15 protein-coding genes and 3 pseudogenes are annotated in these 14,543 nt (G+C 66.7%); 4 read left to right on the top strand and 14 right to left on the bottom strand.

What is annotated here, in order from left to right:
• Positions 1-159: 159 nt before the first annotated feature.
• From ACIHAD_RS23715 to ACIHAD_RS23750, 8 genes and pseudogenes are all read right to left on the bottom strand, one after another.
• On the bottom strand, positions 160-675 hold the full coding sequence (locus ACIHAD_RS23715) for a type II toxin-antitoxin system RelE/ParE family toxin (protein WP_397356782.1): 516 nt from the start codon (positions 673-675) through the stop codon (positions 160-162).
• A 3-nt stretch (positions 676-678) separates the two neighbouring features.
• A complete protein-coding gene (locus ACIHAD_RS23720) occupies positions 679-987 on the bottom strand; it encodes a type II toxin-antitoxin system prevent-host-death family antitoxin (protein ID WP_397356783.1) in 309 nt (102 codons plus the stop codon).
• A gap of 56 nt (positions 988-1,043) precedes the next feature.
• Positions 1,044-1,151, bottom strand: a pseudogene (locus ACIHAD_RS23725) (peptide-methionine (S)-S-oxide reductase); the annotation flags it as partial.
• 28 nt (positions 1,152-1,179) lie between these two features.
• Positions 1,180-1,455, bottom strand: a complete 276-nt coding sequence (locus ACIHAD_RS23730; RefSeq protein ID WP_397356784.1) for a hypothetical protein — start codon at positions 1,453-1,455, stop codon at positions 1,180-1,182.
• 282 nt (positions 1,456-1,737) lie between these two features.
• Entirely contained in the window at positions 1,738-2,193 is a 456-nt protein-coding gene (locus ACIHAD_RS23735; protein ID WP_397356786.1) for a helix-turn-helix domain-containing protein, read from the bottom strand.
• A 227-nt stretch (positions 2,194-2,420) separates the two neighbouring features.
• Positions 2,421-2,693 (bottom strand): helix-turn-helix domain-containing protein, encoded by a 273-nt coding sequence (locus tag ACIHAD_RS23740; RefSeq protein WP_397356788.1) that lies wholly within the window; start codon positions 2,691-2,693, stop codon positions 2,421-2,423.
• Between the two features lie 73 nt (positions 2,694-2,766).
• Positions 2,767-2,872, bottom strand: a pseudogene (locus ACIHAD_RS23745) (peptide-methionine (S)-S-oxide reductase); the annotation flags it as partial.
• Positions 2,873-2,888: 16 nt separating this feature from the next.
• Positions 2,889-3,764, bottom strand: coding sequence for a GNAT family N-acetyltransferase (locus tag ACIHAD_RS23750; RefSeq protein WP_397356789.1), 876 nt, complete (start codon positions 3,762-3,764; stop codon positions 2,889-2,891).
• On the opposite strand from ACIHAD_RS23750, the gene ACIHAD_RS23755 reads away from it, so the two are divergent.
• Entirely contained in the window at positions 3,719-4,051 is a 333-nt protein-coding gene (locus ACIHAD_RS23755) for a replication initiator (RefSeq protein ID WP_397357154.1), read from the top strand. The genes ACIHAD_RS23750 and ACIHAD_RS23755 overlap by 46 nt on opposite strands.
• A gap of 273 nt (positions 4,052-4,324) precedes the next feature.
• A pseudogene (locus ACIHAD_RS23760) lies at positions 4,325-4,735 on the top strand (replication initiator); the annotation flags it as partial.
• 46 nt (positions 4,736-4,781) lie between these two features.
• Here ACIHAD_RS23760 and ACIHAD_RS23765 read toward each other — a convergent pair.
• Positions 4,782-5,558 carry a hypothetical protein gene (locus ACIHAD_RS23765; protein ID WP_397356790.1) on the bottom strand — a complete coding sequence of 259 codons (777 nt, stop codon included), beginning with the start codon at positions 5,556-5,558 and terminating at the stop codon, positions 4,782-4,784.
• Between the two features lie 112 nt (positions 5,559-5,670).
• Between ACIHAD_RS23765 and ACIHAD_RS23770 the strand changes: the two genes are divergently transcribed.
• Positions 5,671-5,886: a hypothetical protein gene (locus ACIHAD_RS23770; protein ID WP_397356791.1), complete on the top strand. Its 216-nt coding sequence runs from the start codon at positions 5,671-5,673 to the stop codon at positions 5,884-5,886.
• An 871-nt stretch (positions 5,887-6,757) separates the two neighbouring features.
• On the opposite strand, the gene msrA is transcribed toward ACIHAD_RS23770, so the two are convergent.
• Positions 6,758-7,420 carry a peptide-methionine (S)-S-oxide reductase MsrA gene (gene msrA / locus ACIHAD_RS23775; RefSeq protein ID WP_397356792.1) on the bottom strand — a complete coding sequence of 221 codons (663 nt, stop codon included), beginning with the start codon at positions 7,418-7,420 and terminating at the stop codon, positions 6,758-6,760.
• A 169-nt stretch (positions 7,421-7,589) separates the two neighbouring features.
• On the opposite strand from msrA, the gene rarD reads away from it, so the two are divergent.
• Complete coding sequence (gene rarD, locus ACIHAD_RS23780) at positions 7,590-8,519, top strand: EamA family transporter RarD (RefSeq protein WP_397356793.1); 930 nt, start codon at positions 7,590-7,592, stop codon at positions 8,517-8,519.
• Here rarD and ACIHAD_RS23785 read toward each other — a convergent pair.
• Genes ACIHAD_RS23785 through nuoL form a run of 4 tightly spaced genes read right to left on the bottom strand, consistent with a single transcriptional unit; the run spans position 8,481 to position 14,542 of the window.
• Positions 8,481-9,470 carry a polyprenyl synthetase family protein gene (locus tag ACIHAD_RS23785; protein ID WP_397356794.1) on the bottom strand — a complete coding sequence of 330 codons (990 nt, stop codon included), beginning with the start codon at positions 9,468-9,470 and terminating at the stop codon, positions 8,481-8,483. The two genes, rarD and ACIHAD_RS23785, sit on opposite strands and share 39 nt — an antisense overlap.
• 13 nt (positions 9,471-9,483) lie before the next feature.
• Positions 9,484-11,073 carry an NADH-quinone oxidoreductase subunit NuoN gene (gene nuoN / locus ACIHAD_RS23790; protein WP_397356795.1) on the bottom strand — a complete coding sequence of 530 codons (1,590 nt, stop codon included), beginning with the start codon at positions 11,071-11,073 and terminating at the stop codon, positions 9,484-9,486.
• Entirely contained in the window at positions 11,070-12,629 is a 1,560-nt protein-coding gene (locus tag ACIHAD_RS23795; RefSeq protein WP_397356796.1) for an NADH-quinone oxidoreductase subunit M, read from the bottom strand. Before ACIHAD_RS23795 ends, nuoN begins: the two co-directional genes overlap by 4 nt.
• Positions 12,629-14,542 carry an NADH-quinone oxidoreductase subunit L gene (nuoL, locus tag ACIHAD_RS23800; RefSeq protein WP_397356797.1) on the bottom strand — a complete coding sequence of 638 codons (1,914 nt, stop codon included), beginning with the start codon at positions 14,540-14,542 and terminating at the stop codon, positions 12,629-12,631. The genes ACIHAD_RS23795 and nuoL overlap by 1 nt, the downstream gene beginning before the upstream one ends.
• Between the last annotated feature and the right edge of the window lies 1 nt (position 14,543).

Genomic DNA, 14,543 nt, shown 5'->3' on the forward strand with positions numbered 1-14,543 from the left:
CGAACGTCACATGATCGAGAAGAGACAAGCCTCATCGGCCCTGCTGAGGACCGCTGTGGCATAGACCCGTCTCCACGCTTTGAGGGGATTGACACCCGTTGGGCACTTCAAAGAGATATTGCTGTGATAGCGCTGCGCTTCAGGCAATAGATGCACGACCTAATGAGCCTTGGACCGGTACTCAGCCCACCTGTCGACCGCCTCTTGAAGGTCAAGAGCGGCAACGTCCTCACGCGCCATCCCGGCGAAGATCAACCGGTCCGCGAGCCAATCTGGAACCGGTTCTCTGGGAGGTGCTTTCTCCACCCGAATGTGATCGGCCAGCCTGCCAAGGCGTTCGATCACCTGGCCGAGCTGGACGATCTCGGGACGGCCTGCACCCACCTCGCGGACCCTCGCCGTCGCCTCTGCGTACACCTCCGCGTCGGCACGCTCACCGACAGCCCACACCTCGCAGATCTCCACTGACTTGTCCTCAGTGATGCGATAGACGACACGCCAGGTGTTGCGACCGACCACCAGTTTCCGGAAGTTGGTCAGTTCCCCGCCGAGCGGGTAACCGGCTTCAGGATTGTCCAACAGGAGAAGGATCTTCTTGAGCACTTTGGGTACCGCGTCTGGGCCAATGCGCCGGAGGTCGTCAACTGCCGGCGCAGTGAAGGCGACGTCGGCCACGATTCACTCATCGTCCGGGACGGCGGAAAGCGACTCGCGAGTATGCCCGAAAGCGGCAAGCACCTCATCAAGTGAGACCCGCTCCCCCGTGTCCGTGACCGACCGGGCGAGCACAAGCGCCAGATCACGCAAATCAGCCGCCGCTTCCTCAAGCTCATTGAGCCGACGAATACTCACCACGGCCGCTACTGGCTGATGCCGACGGGTGACCACCAGATCGGCCCCCTGCTCCGCATCAGCCACCAGGCGGGCAACGCCTCGCTGGGCCGCCTCTGTGACGGTCAGCTCAGTAGGGTCGTGCAGAACAGTCATACGTCAACTGTACATCTTTCTGTACAGAATCGCAGCCCCCCTGCCCAAGCACCGCCTCACGCGTCACCTGACGTCAGACCCACTGGACACGCGACTCCGGTCCCGCCGATGCCGCAGCACCCATTGGGAACTTTAAAAAGATATTGCTGGTGGTAGCGCTTGGCTTCGCGCTACAGATCCAGTTGGGGGACTTCAGCCGGCTCGAAGGGCAGCGACCGCTTCGACGAGGCCCGCCGCCTCCAAAGCGTCGAGCACATCATCAACGGTCTCCGGCGGGCTGGTCCGTGAGTCCGCGATCTGCTGCACACAAGCCCAGACGACCCTTCCGTCCAGGTCGATTTGGTCCAGCACGAAGTCATCGGGTGACTTCACCTCGATATCCCATGGAGCCAAATAGTCGGCAGGGAAGTCCTTGAGATTCGACGTAACGATGACCTTCGCGCCCACCTTGATCGCCGCAGCCAGCACATGCCTATCATCGGAGTCGGGTAGTTTCAGCCCTTCGATCAGTGGCTCATATCCCTCGACGAGGCAGTCTCGGACAGCGGAGTTTCATCAGGCAGCGGAGCTTGTCGAGCTTCTCCGCAGGAATGTCGGGCCGGTTGGCGGCGAGGTTGCGCTGCATCTCGTCAAGGATGCCGTTGGTCCACCTGGCTTGCACCCGTCCTGTCATGGCGAGACGAATGAGCAGGTCACGCAGGTGTTGCCGTACAACACGTTCGCGTCGTAGACCGCCACGAATGTCATGGCTCAGATGCGCAACTCTTGCCCCAGCGCAGCGAGTTCGTCGGCTGCGGTCCGGCGCTTGGCGTCATCGCGACGCTTGTACTCCTGGAGATCCTCGTACTTGATTCGGCGGTGCTTGCCGATCAACCGGAAGGGAATTTTTCCCGTCTCCAGAAGTTTGATCACATACGGGCGTGAGACGTTCAGCATGTCCGCCGCTTGCTGTGTCGTCAGCTCAGCATGCGACGGAATCACCGCGACTCCGCGCCCTTCGGCTGCTTGGGCGAGGATGAAGGCAAGCAGAGTCACGGCTTCACGAGGCAGGATCAAGGGGTCCTCGTCCCCGTGCTCACCGACGACATGTACAGTCGGCTGCTCGGGATACCGCATGAGGTAATCCTTGATTCGGCGTACCGCGCGACCGGCTACCTCGGCATCGATGCTTCCCGGCTGAACTCGCTTGGCCTGCACGTCAGTCATGACGTCACCCCCTCTTCGCAGTATCCGCAACAGACGCAATAAACGCAAGCGAAATCGCTAGCGGCTAACGGGCGCACACGATCGAAGACGGCCGTCAAAAGGATCATGGACATGCCGCTGCCCCAGAGGTCCGGATGAGCCAAAAAAGGTGTGGATCTCCGCGAGGCCGGTGCGGGAAGGGGCGGCCCCGAACTGGGCGACAACTCATCTCGCGCGATACATCCGGCTCAGGTTGCGGGAGAGCGTGGACTGACGGCACCTCCAGTCTCGGCGTCCAGCGCCCTGGCCAGTCGCTCGAGGACCGGCAGCATCGGCACAGTGCCTCCCCCTTCAAGACGGGCCCCTGCTGACTGTGTCATGTCAGCCGCACGAGCCAGGTCACTCTGGCTCCATCCACGAGATTCCGGCAACCGTCGTACTGCCCGACCGAGCTCGAAGGCGAGACGAGCCGCATCGTATGCCTCGGCCGCCCCGGGCTCGGACAGCCGTCGATACCGCAACTACCCATGGCTGCACCAGCGACAAGAAGACAACGCGAACGGCCTCGGGACTCCGGTGGACGGCCTCGCGACCCTACGCGTCGCCGGACGTCAGACCCACTGGACACGCGACTCCGGTCCCGCCGATGCCGCAGTACCCGTTGGGGACTTAAAAGATATTGCTGATGGTAGTGCTCCGCTCCCGGCAACAGATCGTTAAGACTGGAGGTCGTTGGAGAGGTTGATCCGGATCTCTGTGTTGCGGTACCCGGCGCGCAGGAACGCGGCCGCCATCGGCGCGTTGCCCACGTCGGTGGTGGCTGTGATGCGCGACTCTCCGTTGGCCGCATGCATGCGGGTGATCTCGGCGAGTACCTCGTCCACGTATCCGCGCCCCCGGAACTCCGGGACCACCCCGAGGTATCCGACGTTCACGCTGTACGGCGTCGCCGAGGGGATCGCCATGCCTGCCACCTCGCCCTCGTACGTGTAGGCGATCCGCCACCACTCCCGCTTGCCCGGCGCGCCGAGATAGAAGTCCATCTCTTCGCGCGCGGTCGCGTCCACGCCTTTGGCCGCCACGTTCGTTCGGGTCTGAAAGTCCAGACTGCCCTGGGCGATTCTCCTGAACACCGCCAGGTACTCCTCATCGGACGCCTCGGCGAACCGCAGCGCCCCGGCCGCTGGAGGCACCCCGTCAGCCGGCGCCCACTCGAACTGCAGCCGCTCGACCTCCCGGCTGAGGCCGGCCGCGTGTGCTGCCGTTCGCCGCCATTCCACGGCCGCCGAGGTGACCGGATCGTCACGCCAGCCGCCGGACGCCTTGATCGCGTACTGCACCGGCTGCGGGAACACTGCCAGTGCGGCCCTGATCAGTTCGGTGGCGACGACGATGCGCTCACCCACTGCGGGATCCACGTCGAGGCAGTCGAGCGCGACCGGATACGCGCTGCCCCTCGGCCCCCACCACAGCGCACGTCCCACGACCCGGTCACCGACCTCGGCGATCCACGTCCACTCCGACCGGTACATGTTCTCGGCCAGTTCTGCGAGGTAACGGTCGGCGGAGATCCAACCGACGGGCTCCGTCACGACCCACGAGGTCACACGGTCCAGCTCCGCAGGGACGATCGCACGGCAGGAAATCACCGGAAGAGCTTAGTGGACCTTTTGTCCACCCGTGGGCGACCCGGCATGGGGCAGGTCACGCTGATCACGCGGACGCGTGTTTCCGGCTGCACGGCGAGAGGTACACGCTGGACAGCCGGACTGGCGAAGTCCTCGACGTGTACCGGACCGCCGACGAGCCGACCGGCTTCCTGCTCACAGCCTGCGGCAACCGGCGCGCGTCCAGGCGCCCGGCCTGCTCGGCGGTCTAAAGGACGACACGTACCACCTGATCATTACTGGCTCGACCGGGCCATACGCCGGACCGCCGGTCAGGTCGCGGTCCAAATAGAGGACGGACCGCCCTCGCCTGTCCGGTGGGGTGGGCGTTCCACAGGAAGGCCCCGATGTAGTCGTGGCAGTCCGCGGGACGGCCCCGGCGCGGACGACATGGGAGCGTCCGTCCGGACTGCTCGCGGTGTCTCGGCGACCTTGGCGCAGGAGAGGCGGACCGTCCGGCACAGCCCGCGTCCGCAGGGACCGTAGACCGTCCGATTCGGCATGCCGGACAGATCGCCGGTCTGGAGATCACCGAGCACGCCCGCCGCATGATCTACACCTGTTCAGCCTCGCCGAACTCCATCCCTACCGAAACCCTGGCTCCTGCGACAATGGGCGCACATGCTGGGCTACCGGGACACTTCTCCACCAAGTCCCGCCACTACTCGATCAGACTCGGGGACCTTCGACAGGCCCGCGCCGACTTCTGCGCCAAGCAAGCCCGGCTGATCGCTGGCGCTCCGCCTCCCGATCCAGAGAAGACCGTGACGGTAGGCGAATGGCACTATGCCGGAAGCGGCCATCGCCACGGAGAGGCCTTCTGGGCGGAGGTAGCCCGACTACGGATCGCCACCCCTCGCAAGATCGCCCGACAACAAGCAGACGAGAAGCGATAGGCCCCCGTGCCTCTAACCGAGAGGGTCCGGGCCGGTTGTGACTCAGTTAGTCACCCAGGATCGGGCCTGCGGGCTGGGGTTGCTGCCACACGTCTCGGCCGTTGCCCCACAGCTCAGAGGCATGGTAGGCAAACCGATCGAACAGGCCGTCGTCCTGATACCGCCGCAAGTGCAACATGGGCGAGTCGTGACCAACGAGCTTAGCCAAGTGCGGCGTGACGAGCATTTCCGAGTCGAACCGGAACACGCTCATGGCGATGTGCTCGTCACCGAACCGGGCCTCCACACCGGCATCGTCGCGTAGCTGCTCGATCTCCGACAGAGTGATCCGGATGCGCGTGGAGACGGTCAGCGGAACGTTCTCCACGTCCTCACGGTGGCGCGTTACCTCACTCGCCGGATCGCCGACGAGGAACCGAATCTTGCAGCCCTGCTGCGCCTTCCGCTTGAGCACCTTCGCGAGATTGGGGTGTTCCAGCCACAGGAAGTAGTTGGTGTAACCGGCGAACACGATCTCGTTGCGCGCCGAGCTGATGAGGTTGCGCCAGATTGATTTCGGACATGCGGAGCGATACGGATAGACGGTCAAGACTTCCTTATCCGGCCCAGTTTTCACCGTATTGCGAATTGCATCCGGCCATAGCATGGCTGTCTCAACTCCTAGTGCCTCTGCGGCTGCCCATTGGTGCCGCATGTGCGGAACGCGCGTTTCGTCCTGCAGCCAGCGTTCCACCGTCTTGACGTCCACGCCACATCGGTCGGCCAAGTGCTGGTTCGTGACCTGGGCGTTCAGCATGGCGCTGCGTAGTGGGACGTTGGCCACGGCACACCTCGAACTGGAGGACGTCAGGGACGTTCGGAGCGTAACGCTGTAACGTCCTGGACGTCTTGATAACGCGGTGGGTTTGTCACGCTCAGGTAAGCACGCTGATCGCATGTCCACTCCGGTGATTCTCGAAGACCTCCAAGCGGCATTTCCCGGTTGGTGCATTTGGCGTAGTTCTGCGGGCCGTCTCTGGGCCACCCGGAACGGCCGTCGCCTGTCCCCGCGCGAAATAGATCACGGCCTGTCCCAGACGATCGACGCGAACGACATCGTCCATCTCGCCGAGCAGCTGAAGGAGCAGGAGACAGCAGAGGAGGCGTTGTGAGCCGCCCTTCGCTCGCACCGGAGACCCACGCCGCTGCAGCCCTGGCCAACGCCCTCGCCGCTCGGGGAGTCTCCGCAGATGTGCACGACGGCTACGGCCTGGCGCTCGTGTCCGTCTGGGTCGGATTGGTCGTCTGGTGTCACGGCGGGCGCTACTGGTGGCGATCGGCATGGGATGCGAGACGACAGCGAGTCATCTACGCCTGGCACCCCTCCACCGAACCCGCTCGGGCCGCTCACCGAGTCGCTCTCCGCTACGCCCAACTACGGGAGTCTCAGCCGATCTGTACGCCGGTCGCCGGAGTGCACCCGTGCCCATGACCTTGGCGAAGCTGATCGCCCAGTACCCGGCATGGAAGGTTCAGGACATGGCCGCAGGCTGGGTGGCCATTCGGAAGCAGCCCGTGCCCTGTGCAAGCGGACTGTCCAACGTCCGTTGCGGAGCGACGTTGGATGAACTGGCTGCGAATCTGCAGGCGGAGACCAGACAGGGGAGGAGGAAGCAAAGGCCCCTTCGAAGCGTCTGAAACGGCCCCGCAATACGCGAGCCTCCACTACAGGGAGCAACGCGGGTAAATCGATGGCAACCCGACCCGGAGCGCAGGGCCTCCAGGCCCGAGCACCGGAAGCGGGGCGGCAGGAACTTGAAGCTCATCGTCGGGGCCGCCGGCTCGCGTGCGGTGGCGGGCGCGAACGGCCCCCAGGCCGCACGCGCAAGCCCGCCAGACCGCTAAGCGGGCCGGCGGCCCCGTGGCGAGCGCAGCGAGCCCTTGACCTTGTAAGGAGGGTTGTCGCCGAAGACGGCTCTGGCCCGTGATCGACGCCGGACGAGCCGGGTGACCACGGGCCAGGATCTAGCTATCTCCGCAGGTCTACGCCTCGCCGGATGTCAGCCCGACCGGACAGGCCACGCCCGTCCCACCTATCCCGCAGTAGCCGTTTTTGTTGCGGTGGAGGTACTGCTGGTGATAGTCCTCGGCGTAGTAGAAAGGCTTGGCTTGGGCTATTTCGGTGGTTATGGTGCCGTAGCCGGCCTGGGTGAGGACCTGCTGGTAGGCGGCGCGGGAAGCCTCCGCCGCCTTCTCCTGCTCCGCCGAGTGGTAGTAGATCGCCGACCGGTACTGGGTGCCGGTGTCGTTGCCCTGGCGCATGCCCTGGGTCGGGTCGTGGGCCTCCCAGAAGAGCTTCAGGAGCTCCTCGTACGACACCCGAGCCGGGTCGAACACCACCCGGACGGCCTCGGTGTGGCCGGTGAGGCCGCTGCAGACCTCCTCGTACGTCGGGTTGGGGGTGTAGCCGCCCTGGTACCCGACGGCCGTCGTCACCACCCCCGGCGTCTGCCAGAACTTGCGCTCGGCTCCCCAGAAGCAGCCCAGGCCGAAGTCGGCCACCTCCAGGCCCGAGGGGTACGGCGGGGCGAGCGGGGCGTCCAGGACCGCGTGCCGCGCGGGCACGGGCATCGCCTCCGAGCGGCCCGGCAGGGCGTCCTCGGGACGGACCATCGATGTCTTGTTGCCGCCGAACAGCCAGCCCATCGTGCCACCTCCATCAGGTGTCTCTACCTTACGCAGCGCCGCGGGCGGCGGCGTGGCGTGGGTAGCGGGATTGCGCCTACACAACGCCCGAACACTTAAGGATGCCTAAACATTCCCGTATAGTGACACACATTTGTATTTAAGCTAGTAAGGCCCGAAAATGGGCTACATGCCTGACCTTCGGCGCGGTGTACTGTTCGGGATCGCCGCCTACACCATGTGGGGGCTGTTCCCCCTGTACTGGCCGCTGCTCAAACCGTCCGGGGCCGTGGAGATCCTGGCCCATCGGATGGTCTGGTCGCTGGTCGCCGTCGTCGCGGTGCTCGCCGTGCGCAGGCACTGGAGCTGGTTCCGGGAGCTGGCCCGGCAGCCGCGCAAGCTGGTCCTGCTCGGCATCGGCGCCGTGGTCATCACCGTCAACTGGGGCACCTACATCTACGCGGTCAACACCGGCCACGTGGTCGAGAGCGCCCTCGGGTACTTCATCAACCCGCTGGTCAGCGTGCTGTTCGGGGTGCTGGTGCTGCGCGAGCGGCTGCGTCCGCTGCAGTGGACGGCGGTGGGGTTCGCGGCGCTGGCGGTGGTCGTGCTGACCGTGGACTACGGCAGGCTGCCCTGGATCGCGCTCACGCTCGCCGTCAGCTTCGGCGTGTACGGGCTGGTCAAGAAGCAGGCGAACGTGGCGGCCACCGAGAGCCTGGCCGTCGAGACGCTGGTGCTGCTGCTGCCGGCGCTCGGGTACCTGGTCTATCTGGAGTTCGCGGGGCAGGCCACGTTCGGGCAGGAGGGCGGCCGGCACGCGGTGCTGCTGGTGGGGGCCGGGATCATCACGGCGGTGCCGCTGATCTTCTTCGGCGCGGCGGCGATCCGGGTGCCGCTGAGCACCGTCGGGGTGCTGCAGTACATCGCGCCGATCCTGCAGTTCGCGGTGGGGGTGACGATCGCCGGCGAGATCATGCCGCCCAGCCGGTGGATCGGGTTCTCGATCGTCTGGCTGGCGCTGGCCATCTTCACGTACGACAGCTTCCGGGCGGCGCGGACGGCCGCCCGGGTCAGGCGATCAGCCCGAACGCTCGACCACGTAGTCGCAGAGCGCTAGGAACGCCGCCCTGGCCGGGATGTCGGGCAGGGCGGAGAGGTCGACGCGGGCCCGGTCGACCCACGCGACCAGTTCGGCGCGGGCCCGCTCCATGGCCGGGTGGGCCCGCAGCAGGGTGAGCGCCTCCGCCACGTCCTCCTCCGACACCGGGCCCGCCAGCAGCTCGGTCAGCCGCGACTGCTCGCCGCCGGTGAGCGCGTAGAGGACCGGCAGGGTCCGTACGCCCTCGCGCAGGTCGGTGCCGGGGGTCTTGCCCGACTGGGTGCCCGAGGACGCCACGTCGAGCAGGTCGTCGCCGAGCTGCCAGGCCACGCCGACGGCCTCGCAGGCGCGGCTCAGGCGCTCCTCCACGTCGGCGGGGGCGCCGGACAGCAGCGCGCCGAACCGGCCGGAGGCGGCGATCAGGGAGCCGGTCTTGTCGGCCAGGACGCTCAGGTAGTGGCCCACCGGGTCCTCGTCCTCGCGCGGGCCGATCGTCTCGCGGATCTGCCCCTGGACGAGGCGGGAGAACGTCTGGGCCTGGATGCGGATCAGCTCGGGGCCGAGGTCGGCCAGGAGGTCCGAGGCCTGGGCGAACAGGTAGTCGCCGGTGAGGATCGCCACGGTGTTGTCCCACCGGGCGTTGGCCGAGGGCGAACCCCGGCGCACCGGGGCCTCGTCCATGACGTCGTCGTGGTACAGCGAGCCCAGGTGGGTCAGCTCGATGACCACCGCGCCGGGCACGACACCCGGCGCGGACGGGTCGCCGAACTGGGCCGCGAGCAGCACCATCAGCGTACGGAACCGCTTGCCGCCCGCCTCGATGAGGTGCTTGGACGCCTCCGTGACGAAGGCGTCCTCGCTCTCCACCGACGAGCGCAGGAGCTTCTCGACCGCGGCCAATCCGGTGGCCACGTCCTGCGCCAACCGTTCGTCCTCAATGGGAAGGTCAACCACGGGCGGCGCAGACATACGAGATCCCCTTTTATCTAATGAACAGAGCCGAAGCGGCGTCGTTGGCGACACCGAGGAGGGACTCCGGGTAGAGCCCCACTCCTACGGTAACCAGCAGGGAAACGGCGATGACGGCCACGGTCCCCATACTGGGCACCGCGATCGCCGGGCCGTCGGCCGCGGGCTCGCTGAAGAACATCAGCACGATGACCCGGACGTAGAAGAACGCGGCGATGGCCGAGGCCACCACGCCCACCACGACCAGACCGGCCATCCAGCCGCCCATGGAGTCGCCGGGCTGCGTGCCACTGTTGAGTGCGGCCGCGAACACGGCGTACTTGCCGAAGAAGCCGCTGGTCAGCGGGATTCCGGCGAAGGCGAGCAGGAAGAAGGCGAACACCCCGGCGAGCATCGGCGAACGCTTGCCGAGCCCGGCCCAGCGCGACAGGTGTCCAGCCTCGCCGCCGGGGTCGCGCACCAGCGTGACCACCGCGAACGCGCCCACCGTGGTGATGCCGTAGACCGCCAGGTAGAACAGGATCGACTTGAGCGACTGGGCGTTCTGCCCGGCCGAACCGAACGTCGCCATCACGCCGACGAGCAGGAAGCCCGCGTGCGCGATGGAGGAGTAGGCCAGCATGCGCTTGATGTCGGTCTGCGTGATCGCCAGGATCGAGCCGACGATCATCGTCAGGGCCGCGACGGCCCAGATGACCGGCCGCCAGTTCCAGTCGAGGTTGCCCAGACCGACCCAGAACACCCGCAGCAGGGCGCCGACGGCCGCGACGAGCGTGCCGGAGGCCATGAGCGCGGTGATGGGCGTCGGGGCGCCCTGGTAGACGTCGGGCTTCCACGCCTGGAAGGGCGCGGCGCCGATCTTGAACAGCAGGCCGACGCCGAGCAGCGCGAGCCCGGCCATGAGCAGCGGGTCGAGCAGCGCGCCCTTGGACAGGGCGGCGTTGATCCCGGGCAGCGAGACGGTGCCCGCGTAGCCGTAGATCATGGCGGTGCCGTACAGGAAGAACGCCGAGGAGAACGCGCCGAGCAGGAAGTACTTCATCGACGCCTCCTGCGACAGCAGGCGGCGCCGGCGGGCCAGGCCGCACAGCAGGTACAGCGGGAGCGACATGACCTCAAGGGCCACGAACATCGTCAGCAGGTCGTGCGAGGCGGGGAAGAGCAGCATGCCGCCGACCGCGAACAGCACCAGCGGGTAGACCTCGGTCTGCCCGGCGCCGTTGTCGGCCGCCTCGGCCTCCTCCTCGTCCGCGCTGCCCGGTACGGCCGCCGCCGAGGCCACGAAGTGGCCCTCGTCGTTGATCAGCAGCACCGACACGAACGACAGGACGATGATCACGCCCCAGATGAACAGCGCGGGCCCGTCCACCGCGACCGCGCCCATGGCGGCGGCCTGGGTCGGCACGCCGCGCATGACCTGAAGGATGACCAGGGCGAACGCGCCGATCAGGCTGAGCAGCGTGAGCGGGACGTGGATGGACTTGCGCAGGTAGCGCGGCGCGAACGCCTCGACGAGCACGCCGATGCAGGCCGCGCCGAAGATGATCAGCAACGGCGCCAGCGTGCCGTACTCGATCGTCGGCGCTTGGATGACGTCGTTCACTGACCTGTCCCCTTCTCAGCGATGGTGGCAGTGGGTACGTGCACGTTGGTCAGCGTCTGGTGCACGGACGGGTTGATCACGTCGAGCAGCGGCTTGGGGAAGAAGCCGAACCCGATGATCAGCGCGACCAGCGGCGCCAGCACCCAGATCTCGCGGGCGTTGAGGTCCTTGAACGCCTTGACCGGCTCGGCGGTCGGGCCGTTCAGCGTCCGCTGGACCATCCACAGGATGTAGACGGCGGCCAGGATCACGGCCACCGCGGAGATGATCGCGGCCACCGTCAGCGCGCCGGAGCCGTGCGCCTCGCTGGAGTACGTGCCGATCATCACCATGAACTCGCTGACGAAGGACGACAGTCCGGGCAGCGAGAGACCGGCCAGACCGGCGACCAGGAAGAAGCCCGCGAGCACCGGGGCGACCTTCTGGACGCCGCCGTAGTCGGCGATGAACGGCGAGCCGCGCCGGGCGATGAGGAACCCGGCCGCCAGGAACAGCGCGCCCGTGGCGAAGCCGTGGTTGACCATGTAGAGGGCCGCGCCGGACTGGGCGACCGACGACATGGCGAACACGCCGAGCACGATGAAGCCGAAGTGCGAGATCGACGTGTAGGCGATGAGCCGCTTCATGTCGGTCTGGCCGATGGCCACGATCGCGCCGTAGATGATGCTGATGACCGCCAGGACGACGATCGGCATCGTGAACGCCTTGGCCGCGTCCGGGAACAGCTCCAGGCAGAAGCGGAGCATGCCGAACGTGCCGACCTTGTCGAGCACGCCGACGAGCAGCACGGCGGCGCCGGCCGGGGCCTGGGCGGCCGCGTCGGGCAGCCAGGTGTGCACCGGCCAGAGCGGCGCCTTGATGGCGAAGGCGATGAAGAAGCCGCCGAACAGCCACTTCTGCGTCGTCGGGTCCTGGATGGCGCCGACGAGCGGCTCGAACATGAACGTGCCCTTGTTCGCCAGCACGTACAGGCCGATGACCGCGACCAGCATGAGCAGGCCGCCGAACAGCGAGTACAGCAGGAACTTGACGGCCGCGTACGACCGCTGGGCGCCGCCGTACGACCCGATCATGAAGTACATCGGGATCAGCATGGCTTCGAAGAACACGTAGAACAGGAAGACGTCGGTCGCCGCGAAGACGCCGATCATCATCGTCTCAAGGACGAGCAGCAGCGAGAAGTACGTCTTGACCGACCGCTTGGGCGTGATCAGCGTGCCGTCCGCGGTCCTGACGCCGTCGGCGTCGTGCCAGGAGGCCAGCACGACGATCGGCACCAGCACGACCGACAGGGCGATCAGGACCAGGGCGACGCCGTCGACGCCGACCCCGAACTTCACGCCGAAGCTCGGGATCCAGTCGTACTCCGCCTTGAACTGGAAGCGCTCGCCGTCGGGCTTGAACCCGGCGGCCATGACGCCCGTCAGCACCATCGTCAGCAGCGAGACCGCCAGCGTGACCTGCTTGGCCAGCTTGTCGCCGCCCTTGGGAAGCAGGGCCACCACGATGGCGCCCACAACGGGCACCGCCATGATTATCGGGAGCCAGGGTGACATCAGATGTTCCCAACGAGGAGCAGGGCGCCGGTCAGCAGGGCGGCACCGATCAGGATGGACAGCGCGTACGTTCGCGCGAAGCCCGTCTGGAGCCTGCGCAGGCGACCCGAGCTCCCGCCGATGCCTGCCGCCAGACCGTTGACCAGCCCGTCGACGCCGCGGTTGTCGAAGAACACCGCGATGCGGGTGAGCCACTGGCCGGGACGCATGAACAGGGACTCGTTGAGGGCGTCGCCGTAGAGGTCACGGCGGGCGAACGTGGTGAGGAAGGAGCCGCGCGGCTGCACCGCGGGCACCTCTGCCCGGCCGTACCTCATCCAGGCGAAGACCACACCGACGGCGACGAGCGCGAGGGTGGCCAGACCAGGCGTGCTGGCGAACTGGAAGGTCGGGGCCTCCGCCTCGCCGCCCACGGCGGGCCGCAGGAAGTTGTAGAGCGTACCGCCCAGCACCAGGTACGCGCCCAGACCGAGCGCGCCCAGCGACAGGATCATCAGCGGCACGGTCATGACGAGCGGCGACTCGTGCGGGTGGGCGTCGTCGGCCCAGCGCTTCTCGCCGAAGAAGGTCATGAAGACCATCCGCGACATGTAGAAGCCGGTGATGCCCGCGCCGAGGACGGCCAGCCAGCCCAGGATCGGCTGGTGGTGGACCGCGGTCTCGATGATGCCGTCCTTGGTGAAGTAGCCGGACAGCAGCGGGAACCCGATGATCGCCAGGTAGCCGATGAAGAACGTGACGAACGTGATGGGCATGAACTTGCGCAGGCCGCCGTACTTCCTCATGTTGACCTCGTCGTTCATGCCGTGCATGACCGATCCGGCGCCGAGGAACATGTCGGCCTTGAAGAAGCCGTGCGTGATGAGGTGGCCGATCGCGAAGGCGTACCCCGCGGGGCCGAGGCCCGCGCCGAGCATCATGTAGCCGATCTGCGACATCGTCGAGCCGGCCAGGCCCTTCTTGATGTCGTCCTTCGCACAACCGATGATCGCACCGGCGAGCAGCGTGGCCGCGCCGACGATGGAGACGGCGAGCGCCGCACCCGAGCCCTCGGGGAAGAAGAACGCGCCCGAGCGGACGACCAGGTAGACACCGGCGGTGACCATGGTCGCCGCGTGGATCAGGGCCGACACGGGCGTCGGGCCCTCCATGGCGTCGAGGAGCCAGGACTGCAGCGGGAGCTGCGCCGACTTGCCGCACGCCCCGAGGAGCAGCAGCAGGCCGATGGCGAGCATGGTGCCGTCGGAGGCGCCACCGGCGCCGATCTTCGCGCCGAGATCCTTGAAGGCCAGGGTGCCGAACGACGTCCAGATGATGAACATGCCGACCAGCAGGCCGAAGTCACCGACGCGGTTGACGACGAACGCCTTCTTCGCCGCGACCGCGGCCGACGGCTTGAACTGCCAGAACCCGATCAGCAGGTACGAGGCCAGGCCCACGCCCTCCCAGCCGATGAACAGGCCCACGTAGTTGTCGGCCAGCACCAGCAGGAGCATCGAGGCGACGAACAGGTTCAGGTACGCGAAGAACCTGCGCCGGTGCTCGTCGTGCGACATGTACCCGATGGAGTAGATGTGGATCAGTGATCCGACACCCGTGATGAGCAGCGCGAAGCTGATCGACAGCGGGTCGATGAGCAGGCCCATGTCGACCATGCCGGGGATGAACTCGTAGAGGTGCACCGCCCGGCGGCGCTCCTCCTCCCCGAACCCGATCAGCTCGAAGAACGCCAGCACCGCCACCACGAACGAGGCCAGTGACATGACCACGCCCAGCAGATGGCCCCAGCGATTGGTGAACTTGTTGAACACCAGCAGGATGAACGCCCCCACGAGCGGAAGGGCGATCATCAGCCAGGCGTTCCCGATCACACCGCCGACGTGAGGGGTGATCTGAGCGATTTCAGATTGCATC

The sequence above is a fragment of the Nonomuraea sp. NPDC052265 genome, assembly GCF_044547985.1.
GTDB lineage: Bacteria > Actinomycetota > Actinomycetes > Streptosporangiales > Streptosporangiaceae > Nonomuraea.